Annotated in this window: 25 protein-coding genes and 1 tRNA gene; 19 read left to right on the top strand and 7 right to left on the bottom strand. The window is 64.5% G+C overall.

Annotated elements, in window-relative coordinates; genetic code table 11:
* Positions 1-424: 424 nt before the first annotated feature.
* Positions 425-3,211, top strand: a complete 2,787-nt coding sequence (gene mgtA / locus ACTQ1Z_RS00510; RefSeq protein WP_441857861.1) for a magnesium-translocating P-type ATPase — start codon at positions 425-427, stop codon at positions 3,209-3,211.
* A gap of 224 nt (positions 3,212-3,435) precedes the next feature.
* Here mgtA and ACTQ1Z_RS00505 read toward each other — a convergent pair whose 3' ends face one another.
* The gene (locus ACTQ1Z_RS00505) at positions 3,436-3,957 is read right to left on the bottom strand and encodes a hypothetical protein (RefSeq protein ID WP_441858779.1); all 522 of its coding nucleotides are present in this window, start codon (positions 3,955-3,957) and stop codon (positions 3,436-3,438) included.
* Between ACTQ1Z_RS00505 and ACTQ1Z_RS00500 the strand changes: the two genes are divergently transcribed.
* The 9 genes from ACTQ1Z_RS00500 to ACTQ1Z_RS00460 all read left to right on the top strand — a co-directional run bounded on the left by ACTQ1Z_RS00500 (position 3,859) and on the right by ACTQ1Z_RS00460 (position 12,848).
* Positions 3,859-4,389 carry a hypothetical protein gene (locus ACTQ1Z_RS00500; RefSeq protein ID WP_441857858.1) on the top strand — a complete coding sequence of 177 codons (531 nt, stop codon included), beginning with the start codon at positions 3,859-3,861 and terminating at the stop codon, positions 4,387-4,389. The two genes, ACTQ1Z_RS00505 and ACTQ1Z_RS00500, sit on opposite strands and share 99 nt — an antisense overlap.
* Positions 4,390-4,876: 487 nt before the next feature.
* A complete protein-coding gene (locus ACTQ1Z_RS00495) occupies positions 4,877-5,737 on the top strand; it encodes an HAD family hydrolase (protein ID WP_320680102.1) in 861 nt (286 codons plus the stop codon).
* Positions 5,738-6,236: 499 nt separating this feature from the next.
* Positions 6,237-6,308, top strand: a tRNA-Gln gene (locus ACTQ1Z_RS00490).
* Between the two features lie 169 nt (positions 6,309-6,477).
* Positions 6,478-7,887 carry a bifunctional UDP-N-acetylglucosamine diphosphorylase/glucosamine-1-phosphate N-acetyltransferase GlmU gene (glmU, locus tag ACTQ1Z_RS00485; protein ID WP_441857855.1) on the top strand — a complete coding sequence of 470 codons (1,410 nt, stop codon included), beginning with the start codon at positions 6,478-6,480 and terminating at the stop codon, positions 7,885-7,887.
* 141 nt (positions 7,888-8,028) lie between these two features.
* Positions 8,029-9,021 (top strand): ribose-phosphate diphosphokinase, encoded by a 993-nt coding sequence (locus ACTQ1Z_RS00480; protein WP_441857853.1) that lies wholly within the window; start codon positions 8,029-8,031, stop codon positions 9,019-9,021.
* A gap of 69 nt (positions 9,022-9,090) precedes the next feature.
* A complete protein-coding gene (gene pth, locus ACTQ1Z_RS00475) occupies positions 9,091-9,717 on the top strand; it encodes an aminoacyl-tRNA hydrolase (protein WP_441857850.1) in 627 nt (208 codons plus the stop codon).
* A gap of 321 nt (positions 9,718-10,038) precedes the next feature.
* The gene (locus ACTQ1Z_RS00470) at positions 10,039-10,878 is read left to right on the top strand and encodes a sulfide/dihydroorotate dehydrogenase-like FAD/NAD-binding protein (RefSeq protein WP_293814475.1); all 840 of its coding nucleotides are present in this window, start codon (positions 10,039-10,041) and stop codon (positions 10,876-10,878) included.
* Entirely contained in the window at positions 10,866-12,275 is a 1,410-nt protein-coding gene (gene gltA / locus ACTQ1Z_RS00465; protein ID WP_320680597.1) for an NADPH-dependent glutamate synthase, read from the top strand. Before ACTQ1Z_RS00470 ends, gltA begins: the two co-directional genes overlap by 13 nt.
* 249 nt (positions 12,276-12,524) lie before the next feature.
* Positions 12,525-12,848: an SHOCT domain-containing protein gene (locus tag ACTQ1Z_RS00460; RefSeq protein ID WP_320680599.1), complete on the top strand. Its 324-nt coding sequence runs from the start codon at positions 12,525-12,527 to the stop codon at positions 12,846-12,848.
* Between the two features lie 100 nt (positions 12,849-12,948).
* Here ACTQ1Z_RS00460 and ACTQ1Z_RS00455 read toward each other — a convergent pair whose 3' ends face one another.
* The 3 genes from ACTQ1Z_RS00455 to ACTQ1Z_RS00445 are packed head-to-tail and all read right to left on the bottom strand — an operon-like array spanning position 12,949 to position 16,699.
* A complete protein-coding gene (locus ACTQ1Z_RS00455; protein WP_441857845.1) occupies positions 12,949-14,202 on the bottom strand; it encodes an FAD-binding protein in 1,254 nt (417 codons plus the stop codon).
* Positions 14,199-14,984, bottom strand: a complete 786-nt coding sequence (locus tag ACTQ1Z_RS00450) for an electron transfer flavoprotein subunit beta/FixA family protein (RefSeq protein ID WP_441857842.1) — start codon at positions 14,982-14,984, stop codon at positions 14,199-14,201. The genes ACTQ1Z_RS00455 and ACTQ1Z_RS00450 overlap by 4 nt, the downstream gene beginning before the upstream one ends.
* Complete coding sequence (locus ACTQ1Z_RS00445) at positions 14,981-16,699, bottom strand: FAD-binding oxidoreductase (RefSeq protein WP_441857839.1); 1,719 nt, start codon at positions 16,697-16,699, stop codon at positions 14,981-14,983. The genes ACTQ1Z_RS00450 and ACTQ1Z_RS00445 overlap by 4 nt, the downstream gene beginning before the upstream one ends.
* A 204-nt stretch (positions 16,700-16,903) precedes the next feature.
* On the opposite strand from ACTQ1Z_RS00445, the gene ACTQ1Z_RS00440 reads away from it, so the two are divergent.
* The 6 genes from ACTQ1Z_RS00440 to ACTQ1Z_RS00415 all read left to right on the top strand — a co-directional run bounded on the left by ACTQ1Z_RS00440 (position 16,904) and on the right by ACTQ1Z_RS00415 (position 21,493).
* Positions 16,904-17,482: a xanthine phosphoribosyltransferase gene (locus ACTQ1Z_RS00440; RefSeq protein WP_441857836.1), complete on the top strand. Its 579-nt coding sequence runs from the start codon at positions 16,904-16,906 to the stop codon at positions 17,480-17,482.
* Between the two features lie 15 nt (positions 17,483-17,497).
* Positions 17,498-18,154: a M48 family metallopeptidase gene (locus tag ACTQ1Z_RS00435; RefSeq protein WP_441857833.1), complete on the top strand. Its 657-nt coding sequence runs from the start codon at positions 17,498-17,500 to the stop codon at positions 18,152-18,154.
* Between the two features lie 33 nt (positions 18,155-18,187).
* Entirely contained in the window at positions 18,188-18,658 is a 471-nt protein-coding gene (locus ACTQ1Z_RS00430; protein WP_293814468.1) for a deoxycytidylate deaminase, read from the top strand.
* 18 nt (positions 18,659-18,676) lie between these two features.
* On the top strand, positions 18,677-19,048 hold the full coding sequence (locus ACTQ1Z_RS00425; RefSeq protein ID WP_343005209.1) for an ArsR/SmtB family transcription factor: 372 nt from the start codon (positions 18,677-18,679) through the stop codon (positions 19,046-19,048).
* A 165-nt stretch (positions 19,049-19,213) separates the two neighbouring features.
* A complete protein-coding gene (locus ACTQ1Z_RS00420; protein WP_293835986.1) occupies positions 19,214-19,432 on the top strand; it encodes a cation transporter in 219 nt (72 codons plus the stop codon).
* A 105-nt stretch (positions 19,433-19,537) separates the two neighbouring features.
* Positions 19,538-21,493, top strand: a complete 1,956-nt coding sequence (locus tag ACTQ1Z_RS00415) for a heavy metal translocating P-type ATPase (protein ID WP_441857828.1) — start codon at positions 19,538-19,540, stop codon at positions 21,491-21,493.
* A gap of 427 nt (positions 21,494-21,920) precedes the next feature.
* On the opposite strand, the gene ACTQ1Z_RS00410 is transcribed toward ACTQ1Z_RS00415, so the two are convergent.
* Entirely contained in the window at positions 21,921-22,349 is a 429-nt protein-coding gene (locus ACTQ1Z_RS00410; RefSeq protein WP_293814464.1) for an FKBP-type peptidyl-prolyl cis-trans isomerase, read from the bottom strand.
* Positions 22,350-22,514: 165 nt separating this feature from the next.
* On the opposite strand from ACTQ1Z_RS00410, the gene ACTQ1Z_RS00405 reads away from it, so the two are divergent.
* The 3 genes from ACTQ1Z_RS00405 (at position 22,515) to ACTQ1Z_RS00395 (ending at position 24,107) form a co-directional block, all read left to right on the top strand.
* Entirely contained in the window at positions 22,515-22,922 is a 408-nt protein-coding gene (locus tag ACTQ1Z_RS00405) for a hypothetical protein (protein WP_441857824.1), read from the top strand.
* Positions 22,923-23,003: 81 nt separating this feature from the next.
* Positions 23,004-23,144 carry a hypothetical protein gene (locus ACTQ1Z_RS00400; protein ID WP_320679251.1) on the top strand — a complete coding sequence of 47 codons (141 nt, stop codon included), beginning with the start codon at positions 23,004-23,006 and terminating at the stop codon, positions 23,142-23,144.
* A 6-nt stretch (positions 23,145-23,150) separates the two neighbouring features.
* Positions 23,151-24,107: a DUF5692 family protein gene (locus ACTQ1Z_RS00395; protein WP_320679253.1), complete on the top strand. Its 957-nt coding sequence runs from the start codon at positions 23,151-23,153 to the stop codon at positions 24,105-24,107.
* A gap of 137 nt (positions 24,108-24,244) precedes the next feature.
* Here ACTQ1Z_RS00395 and ACTQ1Z_RS00390 read toward each other — a convergent pair whose 3' ends face one another.
* Together ACTQ1Z_RS00390 and ACTQ1Z_RS00385 are read right to left on the bottom strand one after the other, a co-directional pair.
* Positions 24,245-24,874: an ABC transporter ATP-binding protein gene (locus ACTQ1Z_RS00390; RefSeq protein ID WP_320679255.1), complete on the bottom strand. Its 630-nt coding sequence runs from the start codon at positions 24,872-24,874 to the stop codon at positions 24,245-24,247.
* The gene (locus tag ACTQ1Z_RS00385; protein WP_441857819.1) at positions 24,871-25,824 is read right to left on the bottom strand and encodes an ATP-binding cassette domain-containing protein; all 954 of its coding nucleotides are present in this window, start codon (positions 25,822-25,824) and stop codon (positions 24,871-24,873) included. Before ACTQ1Z_RS00385 ends, ACTQ1Z_RS00390 begins: the two co-directional genes overlap by 4 nt.
* Between the last annotated feature and the right edge of the window lie 8 nt (positions 25,825-25,832).

The raw sequence follows: 25,832 nt of genomic DNA, 5'->3' as shown, positions 1-25,832 counted from the left end.
CCGCCCCATCCTATCACCCACGCCAACGCATAAACGCGCCCTGGTTGGAAACAATTAGGAATGACAGACTTACGGCAACCTTACATAACCCAACTCCCCCTATTTGTTATCATTTAGCCGACACAGCAACGATGGGCACTGCCCCGGCACCAAGGAGGTGCGTCATGTCCGACGGTTCCAGTCATAGTCGCAACAACAGTCACGAACCCAAGACCCTCAAGTCCATGGAGGAGGCGCCCGCCCTCGGGATGGCGGCCGCCCGTCGCGCATAGCGGCAGCTAGACAGCTTGTCGGCAAGACAGCCGCACAGCTAACGGCCAAACGCTAAGCAGCTAGATAATCGCGCGCATGCACACGTTGTGCCTCCGGGGTCCCTGGCAAAGCGCCGGGGCCTTTTTAGTATCCCGGGATTGCGAGGTGCGCCATGATGCTGCGCGACCTCTTCGTTCGCATGCACGCGGACGTCCAGAAGCAGAAGCCCTCCGCCAAGAGGGAGTCCCAGGCCAAAGCCCAGCAGGAGTGGCTGCAACACGCCGCCGCGGCTCCTTCTTCAGAGCTATTCTGCGAGATAAACAGTTCCGAAGAAGGCCTCGCGTCTGACCAGGTCGACACAGCCCGCGAGTTCTACGGCGCGAACTCCGTCGCCCAGGCGGCCAAGCGTCCGCTGCCGGTCCGATTCCTTGCGTCCTTCGCGGACCCCTTCACCTACATCCTCGTCTTCATCGCCATCGTCTCGGTCCTGACAGACTGGGTCTTCGCCACCGGCACCGAGCGCGACCTCTCCACCCCACTGATCATCGGAGCGATGGTACTCGTCTCCGGCGTGCTGCGCTTCGTCCAGGACGAGAAGAGCACCGTCGCCGCAGAGTCCCTCGCCGAGATGGTCGAGTCCACCGCCGAAGTCGAGCGCGACGGCGACGGCGGCAACGAGACCCCGATCGACGAGATCGTCGTCGGCGACGTCATCCACCTCTCATCGGGGGACATCGTCCCCGCTGACCTGCGCATCTTTGCCGCCCGTGACCTCTTCGTGAGTCAGGCCTCACTCACCGGCGAGTCCGAGCCCATCGAGAAGCGCGCGAGCCTCGATGGTGCGGGCCTCGAGGGCCTCGACGCCACCACGACGGCCATCACCGACCTCCCCGACCTCGCCTTCATGGGCTCCACCGTCATCTCCGGCAACGCGCGCGGCGTCGTCGTCGCCACGGGCGCCCGCACGATGTTTGGCGAGGCCACGGGCACGCTCGTCGGCCGCAAGCGCGAGACCTCGTTCGACACGGGCATCAAATCGACGAGCCGCCTGCTCATGCGCCTCATGTTCGTCATGCTGCCGGTGGTCTTCGTCATCTCCGGCATTACCAAGGGCGACTGGGTTGACGCCCTGCTCTTCTCGCTCTCCGTCGCCGTCGGCCTCACGCCCGAGATGCTGCCCATGCTCGTCACCACCTGCCTCGGCAAGGGCGCCGTCGACCTCAGCCGCTCCCGCGTCATCGTCAAGCGCCTCGACTCGATCCAGGACCTCGGCGCCGTCGACGTCCTCTGCACCGACAAAACCGGCACCCTCACTGAGGACCGCATCGTGCTCGAGCGCCACCTCGACGTCAACGGCCGCGAGGACGCCCGCGTCCTTCGCTACGCCTTCCTCAACAGCTACTTCTCGACCGGCGTGAAGAACCTCGTCGACAACGCGATTATCGAGCGCGCCCTCGCGGAGGGCACCGACGAGGTCGACGCCGTGACGAAGGGCATCCCCGTCACGGCAGAGGAGCTGGCCGAGTACTACCACGGCATCGACGAGCTGCCGTTCGACTTCGAGCGCCGCCGCCTCTCCGTCGTCGTGGGCGACGCCAAGGGACGCACGCGCATGGTGACCAAGGGCGCCCTCGAGGAGGTCCTCGGCATCTGCTCGCGCGTCGAAGTCGATGGCCAGGTCCTCCCCCTAACCGACGAGCTCGTGGAGAAGGTCATCTCTCGCGGCGCGGACCTCGCAGACGAGGGCATGCGCGTCCTCGGCGTCGCCCGCAAGGACAACCCCGCCGGCACCGGTATCCTCACGGTCGATGACGAGCGGGACATGGTCCTCATCGGCTACCTCGCCTTCCTCGACCCGCCCAAGGAGAGCTCCGCCGCAGCCGTCAAGGCCCTCCTAGAGCACGGTGTGGAGACGAAGGTCCTCACGGGGGACTCCGCTCGCGTCGCGGCGCACGTCTGCCGAGCCATCGGCATCCCCGCCGACAACGTCCTCACCGGCACCGGCGTCGAGGCTATGGACGACGAGGAGCTGGCAGCTGCCGTTCAGCAGACGTGCATCTTCGCCAAGCTCTCCCCCTCCCAGAAGGCACGCGTCGTCGCGACGCTCCGCGGCCTCGGCCACGCCGTCGCGTACATGGGTGATGGCGTAAACGACGCCGCCGCCATGTGCGAGAGCGACTGCGGCATCTCGGTCGACTCCGCCGTTGACGTGGCCCGCGAGGCCGCTGACATCATCCTGCTCGAGAAGGACCTCATGGTCCTCGAACGCGGCATAGAGTGCGGCCGTCGCACCTACGCGAACATAATCAAGTACGTGGAGATGACGGTCAGCTCGAACTTCGGCAACATCGCGAGCGTGCTCGTGGCGGCAGCGCTGCTGCCGTTCCTCCCCATGACGGCCGTCCAGCTCCTCCTGCTCAACCTGATCTATGACCTCACCTGCACGGCCATCCCCTGGGACAACGTCGACGAGGACGCCATCCGCACCCCGCGCCGCTGGGACACCGCGTCCGTTCGTCGCTTCATGGTCGCGTTTGGCCCCCTGAGCTCGGTCTTCGACATCCTCACCTTCGCGGCGCTCTTCTTCTTCGTGTGCCCCGCCGTCGCGGGCGGTGCCTGGGGCACGCTTGACGCCGCGGGTCAGGCGCTGTTCGTCGGCACCTTCCAGGCTGGCTGGTTCGTCGAGAGCATGTGGACGCAGACCCTCGTCGTGCACCTGATCCGCACCGAGAAGGTCCCGTTCATCGGCAGCCGTGCGTCACTGCCGCTTGTGATGCTTGGCTCGATGGGCATCGCCGTGGCGACGCTGCTGCCGGCGAGCGCGCTGGGCGCGGCGCTCGACTTCTGCAGCCTGCCGCCGGCGTTCTGGGGCGTCCTCGTCGCGATGGTGCTCGGCTACACGGCCGTCGTCTCCGGCATGAAGAAGTTTTTCCTGAGCCGCAACGACTCGCTGCTGTAGGGACGAGACGGCCGGCGGAGCAAGGCTGGCGAGCGCCAGGGTCGCCCGTACCCCACCCGCGACCTGCAAAAGGGACTGTCCCTTTTGCAGGTCCCAGTTCGTTTGCAGGTCCGGCAGGTCGGTGGGAGACGAGTTGACAAAGGGACTGTCCCCTTGTCAACTCGCTACATCTCGGCGGTACCGAAGCAGCCGGAGGGGCGCCGGCCCGTGAGTCCAGGCGACCCCTATCTCTTGCGGCAGAGAAGCACGTTGCGTCCGGGGACGAGCCGATACGCGACGTCATGGCGCCAGGTCTTCGTGGCCAGCTTGACCACCTCGTGCGCGAAGCGCCTGAACTCGCCCTCGTCACCCGAGGGCAGGCGCATCTCGACGGAAGAGGCGCCACGCGCTCGCCGCAGGATCGCCCTCGCCCCACCCATATCCCACGCCTCGAGGTCAAAGGCGTCGTAGTAGCCCGCCGAGACATCGCACGCGGGGCTAAATCCAACGGCTGCGGCGAGGTGGGTTAGTGTGGCCTCGGCATCAGACAAGCCGAGATAGGCGTGGCTGCAAGTCCAGCCGTCGCACCCCGCGTCCCAATAGGCGTCCACATGCACCCAGCGAGGCGGCGCGCCCCTCTCGGCGGACACGTCGACGAGGTTCCAGGCATGGCTGGTCTCACCGTCGCGACCGCGCTTCGGGGGCCGGTCCCCGCCCGTAGCCCACCCGCTCACGACGGCGCACGGCACATGCGCCGCGTCACACAGCAGCTTGAACGCGCGGGCATAACCCGTGCAAACGGCCCCGGTGTGCCCACGGCCAAGCGCACCGACCGCGTTTCGCAGGTCGGCACCGCCCTCGATGCCAGCGCCAAGGCTGAGCAGCCCGTCATGGATGGCGGCGACGCGCGCCAGCCCCGCGGGAAGGGCGGAGGCCGCCTCGAGGATCGGGTTCGCGCTCGGGCTATCGCGTCGAGCTCCGAGCGCGCCTCGGCCTCGTCGCGCAGGCAGGAGAAGGACATCTTCGTGACTCCCCGCGACCCGCGCTCGACCGTCGTCGCGGACGAATTCGCCCAGATGATACGCGGGTTGTCGTACATCACCAGGCGGAACACCTTGAACGCCGCGGTGTGGTCGAGGCCGCCGGGAAGCGTCACCTCGCGCGAGAAGGTGGCGAGCGCGTCGAGAATCTCCTCGTAGTAGGCGCGCGAGACCGGCCCCAGGGTCGAGCGATATAGCTGCGCGACCATCCTCATGCCGCCTCTACCACAGGGGTGGCCTTGGCCATCTCGGCCTCGACGTGGCAGTACGGGCACGCACTGAAGCCACGGTGGTACGCGCCCGCAGGGACAATCGACAAGCTGGTCGAGGTAGTCGCCCAGCAGGCGCTCCCACTGGCCCGGCGCGAGGCGATGGCTCGGGTCATCGTCGAACAGGCTCCACTGGAAGGCCTCCTGGAAGAGTGTCGGGAGATACTCCAGGGGCAGAGCCAGGGCTTGAGCTTAAGACCGGGCGCGGTGCCGACGAACGGGGAGGCGCCTTCCGCCACCAACTCGATTACCGCATGTAAGGTACCACATGCACGCATGGGCGAGGCCTAGCCCGAACAGCCACCGACCTCTCTCGCCGCCAACTCCCCCAAGCGGTTATCATGTGCGCGACGGAACGCGCGAAACGGGGGCAACGCATGACACTCACAGAACAAGAGCTGACCGAGAAGGCCAAGGACATCAGGCTGTTCGCCTTCGACCTTGACGGCACCCTGATGAGAGACGACAAGAGCGTCTCGGAACGCACGCAGAACGCGATTCGCGAGCTTCTCGCCCGGGGTATCGAGGCCGTCCCCGCCACGGGCCGTGCCTGGCAGGGCCTTCCCATGCCCGAGATCGGCATGGATGACTTCCACTACCTCGTAGCCGCCTGCGGAGCCATCATCCGAGACCTGCGCACGGGCGAGTTCTTCTGTCGCAAGACCATCGACGCGGGGACCGCGGCCGACCTCCTTCGCACCTTCATGAAGCCGGGCATCTCCGCCTATGTCTGCATCGACGACGAGCCTGGCACGCGCTATGGCTGCGCCGTGAACCGCGAGGAGTTCGATCGCGTCGCCACCACGTTTACCCCGCGTAACGGCTATGACGGCGCGGCGGATATCGCCGATAGGGTCGAACGGCTGGGCAAGGGCGTGCTCAAAGTTGGCATCAACTTCATCGACCCGTGGCGCGAGGAGGACTTCCTCTCGCTCCCCGCGAACTCCGGCCTCACGGTAAACCCCGCCGCGGTGAACAACATCGAGTGGGACGCCTTCGGCGTGAGCAAGGCGCGCGGCCTCGAGGAGCTCGCCCATCACCTGGGCTTTGGCCTCGAGCAGGTGTGCACCATCGGCGACTCTGGCAACGACGTCGAGATGCTCGAGGCGGCGGGCCTGGGCATCGCCATGGGAAACGCCTCGGACGTCGCCCGCGACGCAGCGGACTTCACGCTCGACCTCACGAACGAGCAGGACGGCCTCGCCGACTTCGTGGAACGCTTCCTACTCGGCAAGTAACCGGGGGCGACCGCATGCCACGAGCAAGTAGCCCACGGGGCAATCGCAGCATCCTTTGAGATGGCGCGGGACCAGGCCTCGCTCGACGACAGGCGGGCACAAACTGCGCTCGGCGGCGGAAGAAGGGCCAGGCTACGCCCAAAAGTCCTCATCGTCCGCCAAACCGCCCACTTATTTGCCCAAAATGTCGTCTCAGAATTAACGGATAGCGACTGTGAGCAGCCAAACTGTGATCGGCCGAGTAGACCCCTCTTTTTCTCGCAACAAAACCCCAGTTGAGACTCGACTCAGGGCGACCGTCTACTCGCCCACACGTCATTTGGCTGCTCGCAGTCGCTATCCTCTATTTTTTAGAGCCGATTTAACGCCCCGAAATGCCGCCACATTCCATCGATCGCAACCTCAGACGGCTCTTCACACCCTATCGATCGCAGCCGCAGATGGCTCTTCGCACCCAACGTCGCCACAAGCTGTTACACTTAACCGGCCAGCGTGTCGCTGGGGTATCGTCCAGTGGTTAGGACCCGGGATTTTGATTCCCGTTACCTAGGTTCGAATCCTAGTACCCCAGCGATGCGCTGGTTTTTTGTTTCTATGCGGCATGGCGCCGCGAACGCGGCAGAAGGCGCGGTGCCTTCCTCATCCGCTCACGCAGCCCTTTCCGGACTCTCCACATCCGTGCGCTATCATGACGAGGTTCGCATCCCAAGGCGGATCCCGCCCCAACGGAAGGCAACTCCATGGCAAACGCCACCGCAATCATCCTCGCCGCCGGCGAGGGCACGCGCATGAAGTCCAATCACGCCAAGGTCTCCCACAAGATTCTCGGCAAGCCGATGATCCGCTGGGTGGCGGATGCCGCCATCGCAGGCGGCTGCGACCGTGTGGTCGTCGTTGTCGGCAGCCACGCTGATGAGGTCCGCGCCATCGTCGACGCCGCCTATACCGGCTCCGCCGCTACGGTCGAGTGCGTCGAGCAGGCCGAGCGCAAGGGCACGGGCCACGCCGTCAAGGTCGCCCTCGAGGCCACCGGCATCGACGAGGGTCCCGTCGTGGTCCTCAACGGCGACCTTCCGCTGGTCACCGCCGAGACCATTCGCTCCTTCGCCGAATCCGTCTCCGCCGGCAACGCCGCGGCGACCGCCTTCACCATCACCCCGCCCGATCCGTTCGGCTATGGCCGCATCGTCCTCGCAGAGGACGGCACCATCGAGCGCAACATCGAGCAGAAGGACTGCACGCCCGAGCAGGCGGCGACGCTCCTCGAGTGCAATGCCGGCTGCTACGCCTTCGACGGCGCCCAGCTCGCCGCCCACATCGGCGAGGTCGGATGCGACAACGCCCAGGGCGAGTACTACCTCCCCGACATGCTCGAGATCCTCAAGTCCCACGGTCAGGCCGTTCGCGCCTTCCACTGCGATGACTATCGCGAGGGCCTCGGCGTGAACTCCCGCGCCCAGCTCGCCCAGCTCACCGCCATCGCGCGCGACCGCATCAACGAGCATTGGATGGCCGAGGGCGTCACCTTCATCGACCCCGCCCAGGCTTGGATCGGCCCGGACGCCACCATCGGCCGCGATACCGTCGTCTGGCCCCAGACCCATCTCATCGGCGAGTGCCACATCGGCACGGATTGCCAGCTCGGCCCCAACAGCCGCCTCACCAACACGAGTGCCGGCAACGGCTGCGTCATCGACGAGACCGTCGCCATCGACGCCAAGCTCGAGAACGCCGTCGATTGCGGCCCGCGCGCCTATCTGCGCCCCGGCACCCACATGCTCAACGGTTCCAAGGCCGGCACGCACGTCGAGATCAAGAAGTCCACGATTGGCGAGGGTTCCAAGGTCCCGCACCTCTCCTACATTGGCGACACCACGATGGGCAGCGGCGTTAACATGGGAGCCGGCTCCATTACCTGCAACTATGATGGCGTCCACAAGCATAAGACGGTCATCGGCAACGACGTCTTCGTCGGCTCGGACACCATGATCGTGGCCCCGGGCGAGATTGGTGACGGCGCCCTCGTCGCCGCCGGCTCCGTCATCACCAAGCCCGTCTCCGCAGACGCGCTCGCCATCGGCCGCGCCCGCCAGACCGAGATCGCAGGCTGGGCTTCGAAGCACTTCGAAGCTCTTCGCGCACAGAAATAAGGCAATCGACCGCCGCGACAAGCACCTGCGGCGGTTTGTATGAAGTACCATAGAGGGACATGCGACGTTTCGACGCCGTAGTCGGATTCCCCCACCGGCAGTTTTTGGCCACGTACTCTCTTACGAAAGGGCGGCACTCAGATGTACGAAGACCTCGACCAGCTTGTTACCATCAAGAAGCGCCTGAGGATCTACAGCGGATCGAGCAACCCCAAGCTCGCTGCAGATATCGCGAAGATTTTGGGCGTCGAGGTTGATGGCCTCGTGCTCGAGCAGTTCGCCAACGGCGAGATCTACGCTCGCTTTGACGAGACCGTCCGCGGTTGCGACGTGTTCTTCATCCAGTCCATCGTTGGCAAGAACGTCAACGACCTCATGATGGAGACCCTTATCGTCGCCGACGCCGCGCACCGCGCCTCCGCCCGCTCCGTCACCGCGGTCATCCCCCACTACGCCTACGCCCGTCAGGATCGCAAGGCCGGCCCGCGTGAGCCAATCACCGCTCGCCTCGTCGCCAACCTGCTCGAGTGCGCCGGCGTTGACCGCGTCATCACGCTTGACCTGCACCAGGGCCAGATCGAGGGCTTCTTCGACGTCCCCGTCAACCACCTCACCGCGCTCCCGCTCTTCGGCCAGTACTTCATGAAGAAGAACTTCGACTGGGAGAACACCGTCGTCGTCTCCCCCGATGTGGGCCGCGCCAAGGCCTGCAAGAAGCTGTCCGATCAGCTCGGCTGCGACCTCGCGATCGCCCACAAGGGCCGTCCGCACCACAACCAGGCCGAGGTCATGGGCATCATTGGCGACATCAAGGACAAGACCTGCATCATCAACGATGACATGATCGACACCGCGGGCACGCTCTGCGCCGCCATCCGCGAGCTCAAGACCATGGGCGCCGGCGACATCTACGTGTGCGCCACCCACGGCATCTTCTCCGGCCCGGCCATCGCGCGCCTGAATGACGCCCCCATCGTCGAGTGCGTCGTAACCGACTCCGTGCCCCAGCCCGAGGAGAACCTCCAGGGCAAGGTCTCCACGATCAGCGTCGCCAACGAAATCGCCGAGTGCATCTACCATGTCTTCACCGAGACGAGCGTCTCCGGCATGGTCGGCGGCCGTTTCGCGCTCTAAGGCATCCCTAAGCAAGCAACGGGGCCGCGCGCTCACCTGGGCGCGCGGCCTTTCTCATGAAGGAGCATCATGCCCGCAAAGCCGCAAGCACAACCCGGAACCATCCGCCTGGTCGCAGGTCTCGGCAATCCCGGCGACGAATACGCGAACACCCGCCACAACGCAGGCTTCCGCGCCATCGACGTGCTGGGTGAGCGCCTGGGAGCCGGCTACTGGAAGAGCCAGTGCGGAGCCGAGGTAGCCGTCGTGCGCGTCCGCGGCGAGGAGGGCCCGCGCGAGGTAGTGCTCGCAAAGCCGCAGAGCTACATGAACACGAGCGGCGGCCCTATCTCCAAGCTCTGCGCCGAGTATCACGTCACCCCCGACGAGGTCCTCGTCATCCATGACGAGCTCGACCTCGACCCTGGGGTGGTCCGCGTGAAGTTCGGTGGTGGCCACGCCGGCCACAACGGCCTCAAGTCCATCATCAACAAGCTCGGCACCAAGGACTTCTCCCGCATCCGCGTGGGCATCGGTATGCCCCCGGGACGTATGCCCGTCGTTGACTGGGTGCTCAAGGAGTACCGCACTGGCGAGATGGAAGACGTCCGTCTCGCCGCCGTTGACGCGGCGGACGCCGTCGAGACGTGCCTCGAACGAGGTGTCATCTTTGCCCGCGACCACATCAACGGGGCCGGCAAGCCGGGCAGCAGATAGCACACGGCCGCTGAGCCGTGAACGGTAGGTATTCGCCTGCGAGCGGCATGACGCTGCTCGCAGGCTTTTTTCTCCACCGGCGCAACGCCCGAGCGCCGTCGCAGGTCAGCGCGCCGCCGGCCAAAAAGTTGACCTCTGTCGCATGGTCATTTAGCCAAATACCCGCAGGTCACAGGCATTATTGTCAAGACAATTCCGATATCCGAACGCACGCAGCGCGATAGAATTACGTCGTGTGTGCAAACACGCGCCAACGCACGTCGACTCGGGGCAAAAGGTCGGCGCTCAGGCGCACGAAGCAAGACAGGAGAGGAGATCTGCATGTACAAGATCCTCAAAAAGACGCAGTTCTCGGAGAAGGTGTTCGAGTTTCGCGTAGAGGCGCCGCAGATGGCGAAGAAGGCTCACGCCGGCCAGTTCCTCATGGTCCGCGCGAACGAGCAGGGCGAGCGCGTTCCGTTCACCCTCGCCGGCTGGAACGCCGAGGAGGGTTGGGTCGAATTCATCTTCATGGTGATCGGCAAGACCACCGAGATGCTTTCCGCCTACAACGAGGGTGACGAGCTTCAGGACGTCACCGGCCCCCTGGGCAACCCCACCGAGATCGAGGGCGATCGCGTCGTCGTGCTCGGCGGCGGCGTCGGCCTGGCCATCGCCTACCCCGTTGCCCGCACCTTCTGCGAGGAGGGCAAGAAGGTCTCCGTCATCATGGGCGCGCGCACCAAGGACCTGCTCATCCTGACCGACCAGTTCAAGGCGCTCCCGCTCGAGGGTCTCTACATCACCACGGACGACGGCTCTGAGGGCGAGAAGGGCGTTGTCACCGCTCCGCTCGAGCGCCTCTGCCAGGAGGGTGCCGTCGACGGCGCCTTCTGCGTTGGCCCCGTCCCGATGATGAAGTTCTCCGCCCTTACGGCCCAGAAGTACAACCTCCCGATCATCGCCAGCCTGAACCCGATCATGGTCGACGGCACCGGCATGTGCGGCTGCTGCCGCGTCGAGGTTGGCGGCAAGACCCGCTTCGCCTGCGTCGACGGCCCGGATTTCGACGCCACCCAGGTCGACTGGGATGACCTTCGCGCCCGTCAGGGTTCGTACCGCGCCGAAGAGGGCGAGTCCCTCGAGGCTTACAAGGAGGAGAGCTGCGCATGCCACAGGTAAACGGTAAGTACAAGCCCAACATGAAGGCTCCCCGCACCCCTTACGTCGAGGAGCTTCCTGAGGAGCGTGCGCAGGACTTCCGCCCGGTCGACCGCGGCTACTCCATGGCTGACGCCGTGGCCGAGGCCAACCGCTGCCTCGACTGCAAGAACCCCAAGTGCGTCCAGGGCTGCCCGGTCAACATCAACATCCCCGGCTTCATCGAGAAGATCCGCGAGGGAGACTTCGGTGGCGGCCTCGACATCATTCGCGAGGCGAGCCTTCTTCCCTCCGTCTGCGGCCGCGTCTGCCCGCAGGAGAACCAGTGCGAGGGCAACTGCGTCCTTAACAACAAGGACCGCGCCATCGCCATCGGCCAGCTCGAGCGCTTCCTCGGCGACAACGCCACCGAGCTCGCCCATGACCCCGAGATTAAGCCGTCCAACGGCAAGAAGGTCGCCGTCGTGGGCTCCGGCCCCTCCGGCATCGCCTGCGCCGGCGAGCTCGCCCGCAACGGCTATGAGGTCACGGTCTTCGAGGCCTTCTTCACCGGCGGCGGCGTCCTGACCTACGGCATCCCCGAGTTCCGTCTCCCCAAGGCGATCGTCAAGCGCGAGATCGACGGCCTGGAGAAGCTCGGCGTCAAGTTCGAGTACAACAGCGTCGTGGGCCGCATCACCGACGCCAAGGAGCTCTTCGAGGAGCAGGGCTTTGACGCCATGTACCTCGCCGTGGGCGCCGGCCTGCCCAAGTTCCTGAACGTCCCGGGCGAGAACCTCCCCGGCGTCTTCTGCGCCAACGAGTACCTCACCCGCGTGAACCTCATGAAGGCTGAGAAGTTCCCGGTGTACGACACCCCGACCAAGCACGGCAAGAACGTCGTCGTGTTCGGTGGCGGCAACGTCGCCATGGACGCCGCGCGCACCGCGCTCCGTCTCGGCGCTGACACCGTCACCCTCGCTTATCGCCGCACCGAGGAAGAGATGCCCGCCCGTAAGGCCGAGCTCCACCACGCCAAGCAGGAGGGCGTCAAGATCCTCCCGCTCGTCTCGCCGCTGGAGTTCGAGGCCGATGAGAATGGCTTCGTGACCAAGGTCAAGCTCGAGAGGATGGAGCTTGGCGAGCCCGACGAGAGTGGCCGTCGTCGTCCGCACCCGATCGAGGGCTCCGAGTTCGAGATCCCGTGCGACGTCGCCGTCACGGCCATCGGCACGAACGCCAACCCCTTCCCGAAGCTCGCCGCCGAGGAAGTCGCCCTCAACAAGTGGGGCTACATCGAGGCAGACGAGAACGGTCGCACGTCTGACCCGCGCATCTGGGCCGGCGGTGACATCGTCACTGGCGCTGCCACGGTCATCCTGGCCATGGGTGCCGGCAAGAAGGCCGCGCACTCCATGATGGAGGTCCTGGAGGGCTAAGCGCCTCTCACGGCATCACTAGTACGCCAGCGACCCCGAAGCCTCACGGCTCCGGGGTCGCTTTTTTGTATGCGAGCGCACCCGAGACACGAAATTGAAACTGCTGACAACCAAAAGAGAGCCCAAAAGCAAGCTTCCCCCGATAAGAAGACTCTCATTTCCGCATGACAGCCTCGCCCCGTCTCAAATCCAACAGAGATTATTCATTGAGATGTAGGGCTCTTCCTACCATCTAATTGGTAGGAAGAGTTGACCTATAGGTCAACCGGCGTCGAAGAGAATGGCGAGGATATGGACTGGTTTTTAGCGCTTTTGTTATTGGCGGTCTACGCGGTCTGCGGAGGCATTTCTGGAAAAATCGCAGAAAACAGAGGACTGAATTACACGCCCTACTTTGCACTCGGCCTCCTTCTCGGGCCTCTTGGTATCCTTATCACCGCGGTTCTCGCAAATTCCCCTCTCCCAAAGGAGGACGATCCTGACAGCATCCTCAAGTACAAGCAATTGCTTGACCAGGGTGTCATCACGGCAGACGAGTTTGAGCAGAAGAAGAAGGAGCTGCTCGGCAATTAGTGCAATGAGCACTTCGCTGCAAAAGATCGGCCCCGGGATCCAATAGGGTTCCGGGGCCGTAATTCGTTACGGAATACGCAGGGCTTAGAAGCATCACAAGCTACTCGAGAGCCTCGAGCTTCTCGATAAGCTCGTCGATGACGGCGTGGCAATCGGCGACCACCTTGTACTGCGCGGCGCCGAAGATCGGGGCGTCGGGGTCGTCGTTCACGGCGACGACCGTCTGCGCGCCCGAGATGCCCGCGAGGTGTTGGATGGCACCGCTCACGCCAAGGCTCAGCAAGAGCTTCGGCGCCACGGAGACGCCCGTCTGGCCGATCTGGTGCGAGTAGTCGAGCCAGCCGGTCTCGACAACCGGACGCGTGCAGCCGATCTCAACCTTGCAGCCCAGGCGCTCGCCCAGAAGCTCGACGAGCCTTCGCACGGGCGCAAGCGCCTTCTTGCTGCCAACGCCGCGCCCCACCACGACGAGGACGTCAGCATCAATGATCGAGCCATCGGTACCCGCCGCCTCGCGAGAAAGCACACGCACGCGGCGCTCGACCCCCTCCGCCAAGGGAACGTCCTCGACGACAACGCTCCGCACTTCGCGGGGTTCAGGGGCCGGGAAGATCCCCGGACGCACGGTCGCCATCTGCGGGCGGTGACTCGGACAGACGATGGTCGCCATCAGGTTGCCGCCAAACGCCGGACGCGTCTGGTGGAGAAGGCCCTTCTCGGTATCCATCTCGAGGACCGTGCAATCTGCGGTAAGACCGGTCTGGAGGAGAACCGCGACGCGCGGCGCGAGCTCGCGGCCAAAGTTGGTCGCACCATAGAGGATGACCTCGGGCTTGCGCTCGAGGGCAAGGTCGCAGAGCCACGCGGCGTAGACCTCGGCGTCATTCTCGGCGAGGCGCTCGTCGCGCGTGCGGATGACCTCGTCCGCGCCGGCGGAGAGGAGGGTGAGAACGTTCGCGTCCGCCTCGGCGGCGCCGTCGGCGGTGGCCTCGTCATCGCCAGCGACACCCGCGCCGAGAGGCTCCCCGAGCACGGCAACGAGCTCGCAGCCGCGCTCGTCGGCAAGCTCGCGTGCCTTGCCCAGCAGCTCACATGCCACGGGCAACACCACGCCCGCAGAATCCACCTGCGCGAATACCCAAATGTTCTCGTATTCAGAGAGGTCGACGCCCACAGCGTCCTTCTCAATCGAAAGAGCGCCAACAGGGCACGCGTCAACGCACATGCCGCAGCTCACGCAGCCGTCAAGGACGCGCGCCTTGCGATCGACGACTTCGATGCCCGCGTTCCCGCACACGCGCTCGCAGCGACGGCACCCCACGCACTTCTCGGCAGTAACGACCAGACCGCTCATCGCGCAACCTCCCCGATGACACGCAGCAAGCCCGCGGCCTGCTCGCAGACGGACCCCTCGAGCTCGACGGCCTCGTTCGAGCGCTCCGGCACGAAGGACCGGACCACCTGCGTGGGCGACCCGTCAAGGCCGCAGCGGGCGCGATCGGCTCCCGCCGCCACGGCATCAAGGACCTCGACCTCCGCCGCCTCGCCCGCTCGCACGCCGGCGATGTTGGGCATGCGCAGGGTCGCGATGTCCTTCGTCGCCGTAATGACCGCGGGGAGCGGTACCTCGACGACCTCGGCGCCCTCATCCGTGTCGCGACGCACGACAAGCGAGCCCTCGTTGGCGTCGATGACCTCCGAGACGCCGGCGACACAGGGGATACCCATGATGCCCGCAAGCTCGGGGCCAATCTGCGCCGTGTCGCCATCCACCGCCATCTTGCCGCAAAGAACGAGGTCAGGACACTCGCCAGCCTCCCCCAGCGCAAGCGAGAGGGCATATGAGGTAGCAAGCGTGTCCGCTCCGGCGAACGCGCGGTCCGAGAGGAGCGTCGCCGAGTCCGCACCACGGGCGATGGCGTCGCGCAGAAGGCGCGCCGTGTCGGGAATGCCCATCGAAAGTGCGCGGACCGTGCCGCCGAGGCGCTCTTTGAGCTCGAGCGCAACCTCGAGCGCCGCTGTGTCAAACGGGTTTACGACGGACTGACGCCCGTCTCGCACGATCGTGTTGGTCTTGGGGTCCATGCGCACCTCGGTGGTGGAGGGCACGGCCTTCATGCAGACGACCATCCTCATGCGCGCTCACCGCCCTTCTCGGCATCGACGGGCACGGCGTTCGCCCCAGCCGTGGCGTCGGTCCCGGACGCGGCTTCGGCCCCAGCCCCGGTGCCAGCCCAGCCACCCGCGTCGCGAGTGCCCAGGCGCTCCGCGACCATCTCATCCAGCAGTTCCTCACTAAAGAGGTTGCCTCGTCCGAGCTGGCCCTTGGGGTCGAGCTGGCACTTGAGCCGCGCCATCTCGCGGATGTGCGCGAGACCATACATCGTCTCGAGGAAGCCACGTTTGATCTTGCCCACGCCGTGCTCAGCAGAGACCGCCCCGCCCATGCGTGTGACCTCAGCCGCCCAGCCAGCGAAGAGCTTCTTGCCAGCGGCAAAGTCGCGTGAATCGCGAGGCAGCACGTTCACGTGCAGGTGATTGTCGCCAATGTGCCCCCACGCGGCGCTCTCGAGACCCGCCTCGGCAAGCGTACGGCGGTAGAGCGACACGACGTCATGAAGGCGCTCGTCCGGCACGGACATGTCGCTCCCCAGCTTCGTGATGGAGGGGTCGGTCCTACGACGCTCGTCAATGAGCATGTTCACGCTCTCCGGAACGGCATGACGGAAGAAGCGCTGGCACTCGCGGTCCACGTCCGTGCGCGCGACCCAGGTGTCAATCTCGCTTGCCCCCACCTCGGCCATGGCATCGCCAATCGTGTAGAGCTCGGAGGCGACCTCCGTCTCGTCGTTGCAATCGAGCTCGACGTAGACGCAGCACGCAAAGCGCTCCTCCACCGAAGGCAGGCTCGCGAAGGCGACGCTGTTCTCGCGCTGGGAACGCAGGATCGAGAGGGCGCCATCGTCAAAGTACTCGATAGCCTTCGCGCGTGAGAGGCGCGGACGCACCGCGCAGGTAAAGTCGAGCGCCGCCGTCTCGTTCTCGAAGAAGCAGCTCACGCCCCACACGACCGCCGGCGCCGGCGTAAGGGCGAGCTCAACCTCGCTCACCACACCAAGCGTGCCATCAGACCCCACGAACAGGTCAACAGCGTCCATGTCATCCTCCACGAAGTAGCCGGAGGCGTTCTTGGTCTTGGGCATCTCATACGTGGGGAGGTCGAGCGTGATCTCGCGGCCACCCTCCGTCACGAGCGTGAGCGCACGTCCGTTCGCGCGCACCTCGCCGCGACGCAGCGCGACGACGTCACCATCCGCGAGCACGACGCGCAGGGCGCTCACGTGAGGACGCACGGGACCGTAGCCGTAGCTGCGGGCCCCAGAGGCGTTACAGGCCACCATGCCGCCGATGCACGCGCTCGTCTCCGTTGGGTCCGTGGGAAAGAACTGCTCGGGACCGGCATAGAGCTCCTCAAGCGCCGCCAGGCTCTCCTTGTCCCAGCCCGCCGTGGGAATGGCCTTGTTCGCTAAGGCCTTACGCAGGTTGGCGAGGACGACGCCCGGCTGGACGCGCAGGTAGAACCTGCCATCCCCATCTCGCCGGAGCCCGAGATAGCCATCCATGCGCGCGAGGCTCATGACATGGCCGCCGTGCGGGACGGCACCAGCGGCAAGGCCGGTCCTCGCGCCCTGGACGGTCACGGGGCCTCCCGCGACGAACGCTTCGCGCAAGACGGCGCGAATCTCGTCCTCATTCACGGGAAAGGAAATGCTCTCCGCCTCTCCCGCACTGCGTGACTCATCGCGAACGTATTCCTCGTATTCCGAGGTAAAGGGTCTGACTTGCACCATGCGAACCTCTTTCGCGCCGCCAGTTTGTAGGGAGCCACGATACGCGCCATAGGTTGCCGTTTCGTTTCTCGAATTTACGTATCTCGGATGCGTTGCTCGATATCGCACGACAAACGGGCGAATACGCGGCATAATGGTCAGAAAAGTTCGCGCGGTCCCACCCAAACGCCGCGCCCATCCCACTAGTTCAGGAGGCAGCGCCGCATGAAGGAACTCGAGGATCGCATTCGCCAGGACGGCATCGTTCGCGAGGGCAACGTCCTGAAGGTGGACAGCTTCCTCAACCACAAGTGCGACGTCGCACTCTATGACCAGATGGGTGCCGAGTGGGCCCACCTGTTCGCCGGCAAGCACGTCGACAAGATCCTGACGATCGAGAGCTCGGGCATCGGCATCGCCTGCGTCGCCGCCACCCACTTCAACGACGTGCCCGTGGTCTTCGCCCGCAAGACCGAGTCCAAGAACCTCGACGGCGAGCAGTACCGTACCCAGATCAAGAGCTACACCAAGGGCCGCACCTACGAGGTCATCGTCGCCAAGCGCTTCCTCGAGCGCGGCGAGCACGTCATCATCCTCGACGACTTCCTGGCCATGGGCTGCGCCCTTAACGGCCTCCTCGAGATCTGCGAGGAGGCGGGCGTCGTGGTCGAGGGTATCGGCATCGCCATCGAGAAGGGTTTCCAGCCCGGTGGCAAGAGCCTGCGCGAACGTGGCTACCAGGTGGAGAGTCTCGCCATCGTCCAGTCGATGGACGCCGCCACCGGCGAGATCGAGTTCGCCTAGGCTCAGCGTAAACCCGTGAGCAGCTTCATTCTCTACGTGAACGACGGGGATGGCGTACGCGTTGGCGACGCCATCCCCGTTTCCGTGACGCGCAAGCACGTGCGCAACCTCAACCTGCGCATCCACCGTGACGGTTCGGTCGTGCTGAGTATGCCGATGGGCATGCCGGCAGGTCGCGCCCAGGAGTTCCTCGACAGGCGCGCGGCGTGGATTCGCAAGAACGTCGACTCGCGCCTCAAGCGTGCCGCGGTGCAAGATCTCCTGGCGGGTCAGGGCGCCTCCACCTATCCGCTCTGGGGTGAGTCCGTTAAGGCTCCGGATGGTGGCAAGCTCACGCTGGACGAGGTCGACGAGATCTACCGAGAAGAGCTCGCCCGTCGCCTGACAGAGATCGTCATGTGGATGGAATCGCAGGTGGGAGCCCACGCAAGCTCCTGGAAGATTCGCGCCATGGCGACGCGCTGGGGATCGTGCACCCCTAAGACCGGTGCCATCCGCATCAACGCGCGCCTCGCCGCCTACCCGCCCGAATGCCTCTCCTACGTTGTCGCGCATGAGCTCGCGCACCTCCTCGAGCCGACCCACAACGCTCGATTCCACGCGATCGTCGCTCGCGCGATCCCCAACGAGCCCGAGATTCGCGCCCGGATGCGCAAGCCGCCCGTGGGGTAAGATTCACGAAGGAAACGAGACCAAGGAGCCAGCATGCCGGGTAAGCGCACCGATGTCATCAGTTGGGACGAGTTCTTCATGCGTGTCGCCGTTGCGGCGAGTCTTCGCAGCAAAGACCCAAACACCCAGGTGGGCGCCTGTATTGCAGACACCAACCATCGCATCCTGTCCGTGGGCTACAACGGCACCCCCACCGGCCTCAACGATGACGACTTCCCCTGGGAGACGGACGCTGACCCCCTGCTCGACAAGCACAACTACGTGATCCACGCCGAGGCGAACGCGATTCTCAACTACCGCGGCTCGCTCAAGGACCTCGACGGCGCGAGCGTCTACGTGACCCTCTTCCCCTGCCACGAGTGCGCCAAGACCCTCGTACAAGCAGGCATTGGCGAGGTCGTCTACCTGGGCGACAAGTACGAGGGCACGACGGACAACCTCGTCTCCAAGAGCATCCTCGATCGATGCGGCATTGGCTATCGCCAGATCACGCTCTCTGACTAGCCCCAAGGAGGCACACCCATGACGGAGACGAACAAGGAAACGGCCCTCGCGAGCAACGACGAGCCCAAGAGCAGCATCATTCCCGTTGGCAAGGCGCCTGAGTGCGAGCCAGACGAGGAGCTTCTCTATGACCTTGCGGACCTTTTCAAGGTCTTCTCTGACACGACGCGCATCAAGATCCTGTTCACCCTCATGGGGCGCGACCTGTGCGTGGCGGATATCGCAGACGAGACGGACACCACGCAGAGCGCCGTCTCTCACCAGTTGCGCACGCTCAAGCAGGCGCACCTCGTGAAGTTCGTGCGCGACGGACGCAACATCGTCTATTCCCTCGCGGACGACCACGTCTACACGATGCTCAACGTCGGCCTCAACCACATCTGCGAGTGAGTTTACCCGCCACCCATGCAAATCGCCCGCTTACCCAATTCTCGTTGACATATGAATACGCGCTCATATAATTTGCTTTAGCCGGGTATATGAATGGTTGTTCAGATGTTCCGGTTATCGTAAATATACAAGTGAGGGCACGGCCCTTAAGAGAAAGGTCCCATCATGAAGAAGGCGTTCAAGCTCGACGAGATTGATTGTGCCAACTGCGCCCGCGAGCTGCAGGACGAGCTCTCCAAGCTCGAGGGCGTCAAGTCCGTCTCCGTCAATTTCATGACCCAGAAGCTCACCCTCGAGGCCGATGACGCGGAGTTCGACGAGGTCCTCGAGCGCGTCGTCGACTTCACCGCCGATGCCGAGCCCGACTGCGAAATCATCCGTTAGCAAGCCATCCCCTGCCGCTGACCCTACTTTTCGCGGCGGGGGTCTTTTAAATGCTAATATATGAACGGCTGCGCATACGTTCATCGATTTGGGAGAGGAAGCACAATGGCAGACCAAAAGAAAAAGAAGCGTCGCAAGAAGGAGACGCAGGAGCAGAAGCTCCGTCGCATCCTCATCGCGCTTGTCGTCTTTGCCGTTATCTTCGCGATAGATAAGCTCGGCGCACTCAAAGCCGCCTTTGGCGACCCGGGATGCGTCTATGCAAGCTTCGTACTCTATCTCGTGCCCTTCGTCATCGCTGGCCACGATGTCCTCAGGAAGGCCTATAGCAACATCCGTCGCGGCAAGGCCTTTGACGAGTCGTTCCTCATGGCCGTCGCCACGATCGGCGCCTTCGCGATGGTCCTCTTCCCCGACACTGACCCGCACATGTCCGAGGGCACGGCCGTCATGCTCTTCTACCAGGTGGGCGAGCTGTTCCAGGCATACGCCGTCGGCAAGAGCCGCAAGTCCATCGCTGCCATGATGGATATTGCCCCCGACTACGCAAACATCGAGGGTGCGAACGGCGAGCTCGAGCAGGTCGACCCGGACGAGGTCGCCGTGGGGTCTGTCATTGTGGTCAAGCCGGGCGAGCGCATCCCCATCGACGGCACCATCATCGAGGGCGCGACCCAGCTCGACACTGCCACGCTGACGGGCGAATCCGTCCCACGTCATGCCGAGACGGGTGCAGACGTCATCTCGGGCTGCATCAACATGACCGGCCTCATCAAAGTCAGGACCACCAAGCCCTTTGGGGAGTCGACCGTCTCACGCATCCTCGAACTCGTTGAGAACGCCAGCGAGAAGAAGGCCAAAACCGAGAACTTCATCACTCGCTTCGCCCGCGTCTACACCCCGTCGGTCACCGGCGCCGCCGCCCTCCTCGCCCTTGGCGGCGGCCTCATCACCGGCGCCTGGAGCGACTGGATCCTCCGTGGCCTCACCTTCCTCGTCGTCTCCTGTCCGTGTGCCCTCGTCATAAGCGTGCCGCTCAGCTTCTTCGGCGGCATTGGTGGGGCGTCGCGCATCGGCGTTCTCGTAAAGGGATCGAACTACCTCGAGTCCCTGGCGGAGGTCGACACCGTCGTCTTCGACAAGACGGGCACCCTTACCAACGGCACCTTCAACGTCGTCGCCATTCACCCAGAGTCCGGCATCGACCCAGATTATGTCCTCAGCCACGCCGCCTACGCGGAGGCCTTCTCGGACCATCCCATCGCGCTCTCCGTCAAGGCTGCGTATACGGGCGAAATTGACCGCAATCGCATTCGTGACGTCCAGGAGGAGAGTGGCCACGGCGTCGTGGCTCGCGTGATCGAGGAGACCCAGGCCGCAGAGCACGTGGTCCTCGTGGGCAATGACAAGCTCATGCGTGCGCACGGCGAGACCTGGCACGATTGCTCGCTCACCGGCACCATCCTGCACGTCTCGGTCGATGGCCGCTACGTGGGCCACATCGTAATCGCGGACGTCGTGAAGGACGACGCCGCGCAGACCATCCGCGACCTCCACGCCTGCGGCGTCCGCCGCTGCGTCATGCTCACGGGCGACCGCGAAGAGGTTGCGAAGGCCGTGGCGGAGCAGCTCGGCATCGATGAGTTCCACGCACAGCTCCTGCCCGCGGACAAGGTCGAGCGAGTCGAGACGCTGCTCTCGAGCGAAGATACCAAGCACAAGCTCGCCTTCGTTGGCGACGGCATCAACGACGCCCCGGTTCTCACCCGCGCGGACGTGGGCATTGCCATGGGAGCGATGGGCTCCGACGCCGCCATCGAGGCAGCCGACGTCGTCCTTATGGACGACAAGCCCTCGAACATCTCGCGAGCCATCCGCATTGCCCGCAAGACGATGGGGATCGTCTGGCAGAACATCGTCTTCGCGCTTGCCGTGAAGCTCCTGATTCTGGCGCTAGCGGCGTTTGGCATCGCCAACATGTGGCTCGCCGTCTTTGGCGACGTGGGCGTCGCGATCATCGCGATCCTCAACGCCATGCGCGCCATGCACGTCGAGGACTAGCAACGCGAACCTGCAAAAGGGACAGTCCCTTTTGCAGGTTATGCACGTCGACAGCTAACGAAAAAGGTGACAAAGGGACTGTCCCTTTGTCACCTTTATCAACTTTTGGTGCCGCATAACAATGCCCCCGCCGCGAGGGGGCGCGACGGGGGCCAAAGGAAGGAAGGTACTTTGTACTTACCCCTCCACCAGGCGTTATAGCGTCGCCGCACGAGCTTCACGTCTCCGCCACGTTCACGCCACACCGCCACCACGTCCGCGACACATCACCGCCATAAATGAGACGGTGCCCCTTCGCCTTCGGCTCTCGCCGAGCGAAGGGGCACCGCTTTTCTTACCAAACCGTCTGAATTCTCGACCCCGGAGACTCGGCCCCAAAGCCGCCATCCCGAAGTCGCGGCATAGCCACGGCCACGCTACAGCAACCCTACTCCTCGACCTCGAGAAGCTCGATCTCGAAGTTGAGCGGCTTGCCCGCAAACTCGTGGTTGGCGTCGACCTTGATCTGTGCCGGGGTCACCTCGACCACGCGCGCGGGAATGACCTGGTTGTTCGGCCCGCGAAGACCAACCTGGTCGCCCACGGACATGCGCTCCATGCCAAGGGCCTCCTCGCGACGGAACGTAAAGACGAGCTGATCGTCATGCTCGCCATAAGCCTCGCTGGGGGCAAGGTGGACGTTCTTCTTCTCGCCAACCTGCATATCCGCAACGGCAAAGTCAAACCCGGGAATCATCTGCTTGGCGCCGCACGTGAACTCAAGCGGCGTGCCTCGATCGTAGCTGCTGTCGAACTGCGTGCCGTCGTCGAGCGTGCCACGGTAGTTGACCTTGACCTTTTTACCGATGTTGGACATTTCATGTCTCCTGTCTATGGCGCCCTCAATACTGCTGAGGGTTTTCAGACCAGGTAGGATAAACATTCGTAAACCAAAGGGCAATATATCCGTTTCTTTATCTTCACACTGGAAACACACTGTTGATATAGTTAAGGCTTCCGTATCGCAATGAAAGGGGCCCGCATGTCCTCTGCCCAGAAGACCGTTAAAATCCTCAGCTTCATCGCCATGGCGATCGCCATGGTCTTCATCGTCGTCGGCGCGCTCTGCCTTGCCGGCATCCCGGTCATCTCCAGCGACAACCCCGAGGTCCTCCGCCAGCTTGGCATCCTCTGCTTTATCGACGCCGTCGCCTTCGTCATCTACGTCGTCCTCGGCATCCGCGGCGCCAACTCTCCGCGCAAGATTGGCCCGTTCCGCGTATACACCGTAATCATGCTCGCGTTTGGCGTGCTCAACGTTGCCGTCGCCGTTGCCTCTCACCCCGAGAACATCATCGGCAGCGCCGGCGTCTCGACCATCGCCTCGCTCGTCCTCGCCATCGCCGGCTTCATCACCTCTGGCAAGGTCGTCAAGGAACTCGACCGCTAAGGACTCGCCCGGCGCACCATACGAGCCCCTCACCGGGCCATGAGCCCAGCAACAGCACATTTCACACAAGATGGACGGGTCATGGCATGGGAAGTTGCCGTGACCCGTTTTTCATGCGCCACGAGCGATGCACAGTGCCCGTCCACGGCACGACAAAAGAAGGAGGAAACGATGCTCTTCGACGTCTACGGCACCAACGCACCATTCCAGTGGCTTGGCTAGGTCCTCGTGTTCGTTGGCCTCATCCTCGCCAATGAGTTCGCGCGCCGCTCCAAGGTTGGCGGGCTCATCATGTTTGGCGCCCTTCCCATCGCCATGACCGTCTACTGCGTGGCCATCGGCATCGGCGTGGCACAGGGGGCCGATTGGGCGCTCAACAACCCCACGCACGTCTACCAGAACAGCTGGTTCCACTACGCCAAGGTCTACGCGGCGCTCGCCGGCTGCCTGGGCTTCATGGTCATCAAGTACAAGTGGGGCAGACTCGGCCGCGCCCACTGGTTCCGCGCCTGGCCGTTCGTCATCGTTGCCATCAACATCCTGATCGCGGTGTGCTCCGACTTCGAGAGCGCCTACCACTTCATCGCGCTCGGCGAGACCACCTGGGTCACGTCCGAAGGCGCCACGCAGCTCGCCGGATGGAACAACGTGTTCAACGGCATCGCCGGCATCATCAACATCTTCTGCATGACCGGCTGGTGGAGCGTCTACGCATCCAAGGACGAGGCGGATATGCTCTGGCCCGACATGACGTGGGTCTATATCATCGCCTATGACATCTGGAACTTCTGCTACACGTACAACTGCCTGCCCACGCACTCCTGGTTCTGCGGCTTTGCGTTGCTGCTGGCCCCCACCGTGGCAAACTTCTTCTGGAACAAGGGCGGCTGGATCCAGAACCGCGCCTACACGCTTGCCATCTGGTGCATGTTCGCGCAGGTTTTCCCCTACTTCCAGGAGCAGTCCGTCTTCGTGACGCACTCCACGCTCAATCCCACCTCCGCGCTCGTAGTCTCCGTACTCGCGCTCGTGGCAAACGTGGCGGCCATCATCTACATCGTCTATCGCGCCAAGAAGCTCGGCGTGAATCCCTACAAGAGCGACGTCTTCAAGGGCACGCGCGACTGGGAGCAGGCCACGGCCCGTCGAGAGCCCGCCGAGAACGACCCCGCACTCGCGGCCTAACACCTCACAACAAAGCCCAATGCAACGACCCCGGCACCATGGCAATGGTGTCGGAGTCGTTTGTCACCGCGCAGCGGGGGCAGGGCCGCCTTTGTCACCGCACAGCGTGGTGGCGCGATGGGGCAGGGCCGCCTTTGTCACCGCAGCTCCACACGTCTCGTGGCCACACGGCTAACGAGCGCTGGGGAGTGCGAGACGAGCACGAGGCCCCAGCCGTCGCGCTCCTGTAGGTCCATCAGCACATGCCACAGCTCGGCCTGCGTCACGGCGTCGAGCATGGCCGTAGACTCGTCGGCGATTAGGTAGCGAGGTCGCACGGACAGCGAGCGCACCATAGCGAGGCGCATGAGCTCGCCACCGCTCAGCTCGTGCGGGCGCCGCGCGAGCCACTCCTCGCGCACGCCGAACGAACCGAGAAGCTCGTCCGCACGCGCACGCGCCTCGCCCGCTCCGGCAACCTCCTCCAGGCTCCGCCCAAGTCTCACCCGCGGGTCAAACGCCAGCTCGGGATGCTGGGGCAGCAGCTGCACGGGGCTTGCCTCGCCCCGCAGGCGCGCAATGGGACGCACGGGCTCGCCGTCCGCGAGCACACACCCAGACGCAGGCACCAGATAGCCAGCAAGCAGCTGGCACAGCGTCGTCTTTCCGCGGCCAGACGGGGCCGTGAGCGCCACGCGCTCCCCCGGCTCCACCGAAAGGCTCAGACCTCGGTACAACTCGCGCCCACACGGGTAGCGAAAGGAGATGTCTCGTGCCTCGAGGCTCATCGGGCCACCTCCAGATCGTCGCCAACCGTACCAAACGTCGCAAAGTCGTGGCCCGGCAGCGCATGCCACAGGGCACGCGAGAAGGGGTGCCTCAGCAGCTCCGGAGCCGAGAAGCTCCCCACGCCCGTCTCCTCCACGACCGTGCCATCCCGGAATACCGCCACGCGGTCGGCAACGCGCAGCGCAAGCTCGATGTCGTGCGTGATGAGCAGCACGCCGCCGCCCGCGTCCGCAAAGGCGCGCAGGTCGTGGAGGGCATGCACCGCAAGGTCAAGGTCGAGGCCCGGCGTAGGTTCGTCGGCGATGATGAGGCGCGGCTCCTCCATGAGCGCGCACATAAGCAGCACGCGCCGCGCCATGCCGCCGGAGAGTTGGTGTGGATAGAGGCGCTCGACCTGCTCGCCCAGCCCATACGAGGCAAATAGCTCGCGCTGGCGGGCCAGCCTGCGCGCGGCGTCCGCCCTTCGCTCGGCACGCGAGGAGCCACGAGACACGCCGCGGACCTGATCGCCCACGCGCATGAGCGGGTCGAGATTATCCACGCCCTGCGGCACGAGCGAGATCCCGTGCCCCCGCAGCCGCGCAAGCGACGCTGCGTCCTGCGCGGTGCCGTCAAACCAGATGAAGCCCGTCACCTCGGCGTTCGTCTCGTACTGGCCCATGAGGGCGTCTGCGAGCACCGTCTTTCCCGAGCCGCTCGCCCCCACAACGGCCAGGAGCTCGCCCTCGTGCACGGAGAGCGTGAGGTCGTGCAGCACCTCGCCGCGGCAGCGAGCGCCGGAGAAGTACGGGGCGGTCGGGTCGTAGTCATCGAACGCCACGCTCAGGTGCTCCACGGCGAGCAGGTGGTGCCCGCCGGCATGATGCGAGGAGCCCGCATGGCTGTGATGGTGGTGCAGCTCGCCGGTCACGTGAGCCACGGCATGGCCACCCGTCTGCAAAGCGTCCATGAGCCTCC

It is taken from the genome of Parolsenella sp. LCP21S3_E11, from assembly GCF_052118165.1.
GTDB lineage: Bacteria > Actinomycetota > Coriobacteriia > Coriobacteriales > Atopobiaceae > Parolsenella.
Note: the sequence above shows the minus strand (reverse complement) of the source record. Positions and strands in the feature narration are given on the sequence as shown.

Excerpts from the sequence above, each read along its gene's own strand:
- mgtA (WP_441857861.1), top strand. The coding sequence starts at position 425 with ATGATGCTGCGCGACCTCTTCGTTCGCATGCACGCGGACGTCCAGAAG.
- ACTQ1Z_RS00500 (WP_441857858.1), top strand. The coding sequence starts at position 3,859 with ATGGCTGGTCTCACCGTCGCGACCGCGCTTCGGGGGCCGGTCCCCGCC.
- ACTQ1Z_RS00495 (WP_320680102.1), top strand. The coding sequence starts at position 4,877 with ATGACACTCACAGAACAAGAGCTGACCGAGAAGGCCAAGGACATCAGG.
- glmU (WP_441857855.1), top strand. The coding sequence starts at position 6,478 with ATGGCAAACGCCACCGCAATCATCCTCGCCGCCGGCGAGGGCACGCGC.
- ACTQ1Z_RS00480 (WP_441857853.1), top strand. The coding sequence starts at position 8,029 with ATGTACGAAGACCTCGACCAGCTTGTTACCATCAAGAAGCGCCTGAGG.
- pth (WP_441857850.1), top strand. The coding sequence starts at position 9,091 with ATGCCCGCAAAGCCGCAAGCACAACCCGGAACCATCCGCCTGGTCGCA.
- ACTQ1Z_RS00470 (WP_293814475.1), top strand. The coding sequence starts at position 10,039 with ATGTACAAGATCCTCAAAAAGACGCAGTTCTCGGAGAAGGTGTTCGAG.
- gltA (WP_320680597.1), top strand. The coding sequence starts at position 10,866 with ATGCCACAGGTAAACGGTAAGTACAAGCCCAACATGAAGGCTCCCCGC.
- ACTQ1Z_RS00455 (WP_441857845.1), bottom strand. The coding sequence starts at position 14,202 with ATGAGCGGTCTGGTCGTTACTGCCGAGAAGTGCGTGGGGTGCCGTCGC.
- ACTQ1Z_RS00450 (WP_441857842.1), bottom strand. The coding sequence starts at position 14,984 with ATGAGGATGGTCGTCTGCATGAAGGCCGTGCCCTCCACCACCGAGGTG.
- ACTQ1Z_RS00445 (WP_441857839.1), bottom strand. The coding sequence starts at position 16,699 with ATGGTGCAAGTCAGACCCTTTACCTCGGAATACGAGGAATACGTTCGC.
- ACTQ1Z_RS00440 (WP_441857836.1), top strand. The coding sequence starts at position 16,904 with ATGAAGGAACTCGAGGATCGCATTCGCCAGGACGGCATCGTTCGCGAG.
- ACTQ1Z_RS00430 (WP_293814468.1), top strand. The coding sequence starts at position 18,188 with ATGCCGGGTAAGCGCACCGATGTCATCAGTTGGGACGAGTTCTTCATG.
- ACTQ1Z_RS00425 (WP_343005209.1), top strand. The coding sequence starts at position 18,677 with ATGACGGAGACGAACAAGGAAACGGCCCTCGCGAGCAACGACGAGCCC.
- ACTQ1Z_RS00420 (WP_293835986.1), top strand. The coding sequence starts at position 19,214 with ATGAAGAAGGCGTTCAAGCTCGACGAGATTGATTGTGCCAACTGCGCC.
- ACTQ1Z_RS00415 (WP_441857828.1), top strand. The coding sequence starts at position 19,538 with ATGGCAGACCAAAAGAAAAAGAAGCGTCGCAAGAAGGAGACGCAGGAG.
- ACTQ1Z_RS00410 (WP_293814464.1), bottom strand. The coding sequence starts at position 22,349 with ATGTCCAACATCGGTAAAAAGGTCAAGGTCAACTACCGTGGCACGCTC.
- ACTQ1Z_RS00405 (WP_441857824.1), top strand. The coding sequence starts at position 22,515 with ATGTCCTCTGCCCAGAAGACCGTTAAAATCCTCAGCTTCATCGCCATG.
- ACTQ1Z_RS00400 (WP_320679251.1), top strand. The coding sequence starts at position 23,004 with ATGGCATGGGAAGTTGCCGTGACCCGTTTTTCATGCGCCACGAGCGAT.
- ACTQ1Z_RS00390 (WP_320679255.1), bottom strand. The coding sequence starts at position 24,874 with ATGAGCCTCGAGGCACGAGACATCTCCTTTCGCTACCCGTGTGGGCGC.
- ACTQ1Z_RS00385 (WP_441857819.1), bottom strand. The coding sequence starts at position 25,824 with ATGGACGCTTTGCAGACGGGTGGCCATGCCGTGGCTCACGTGACCGGC.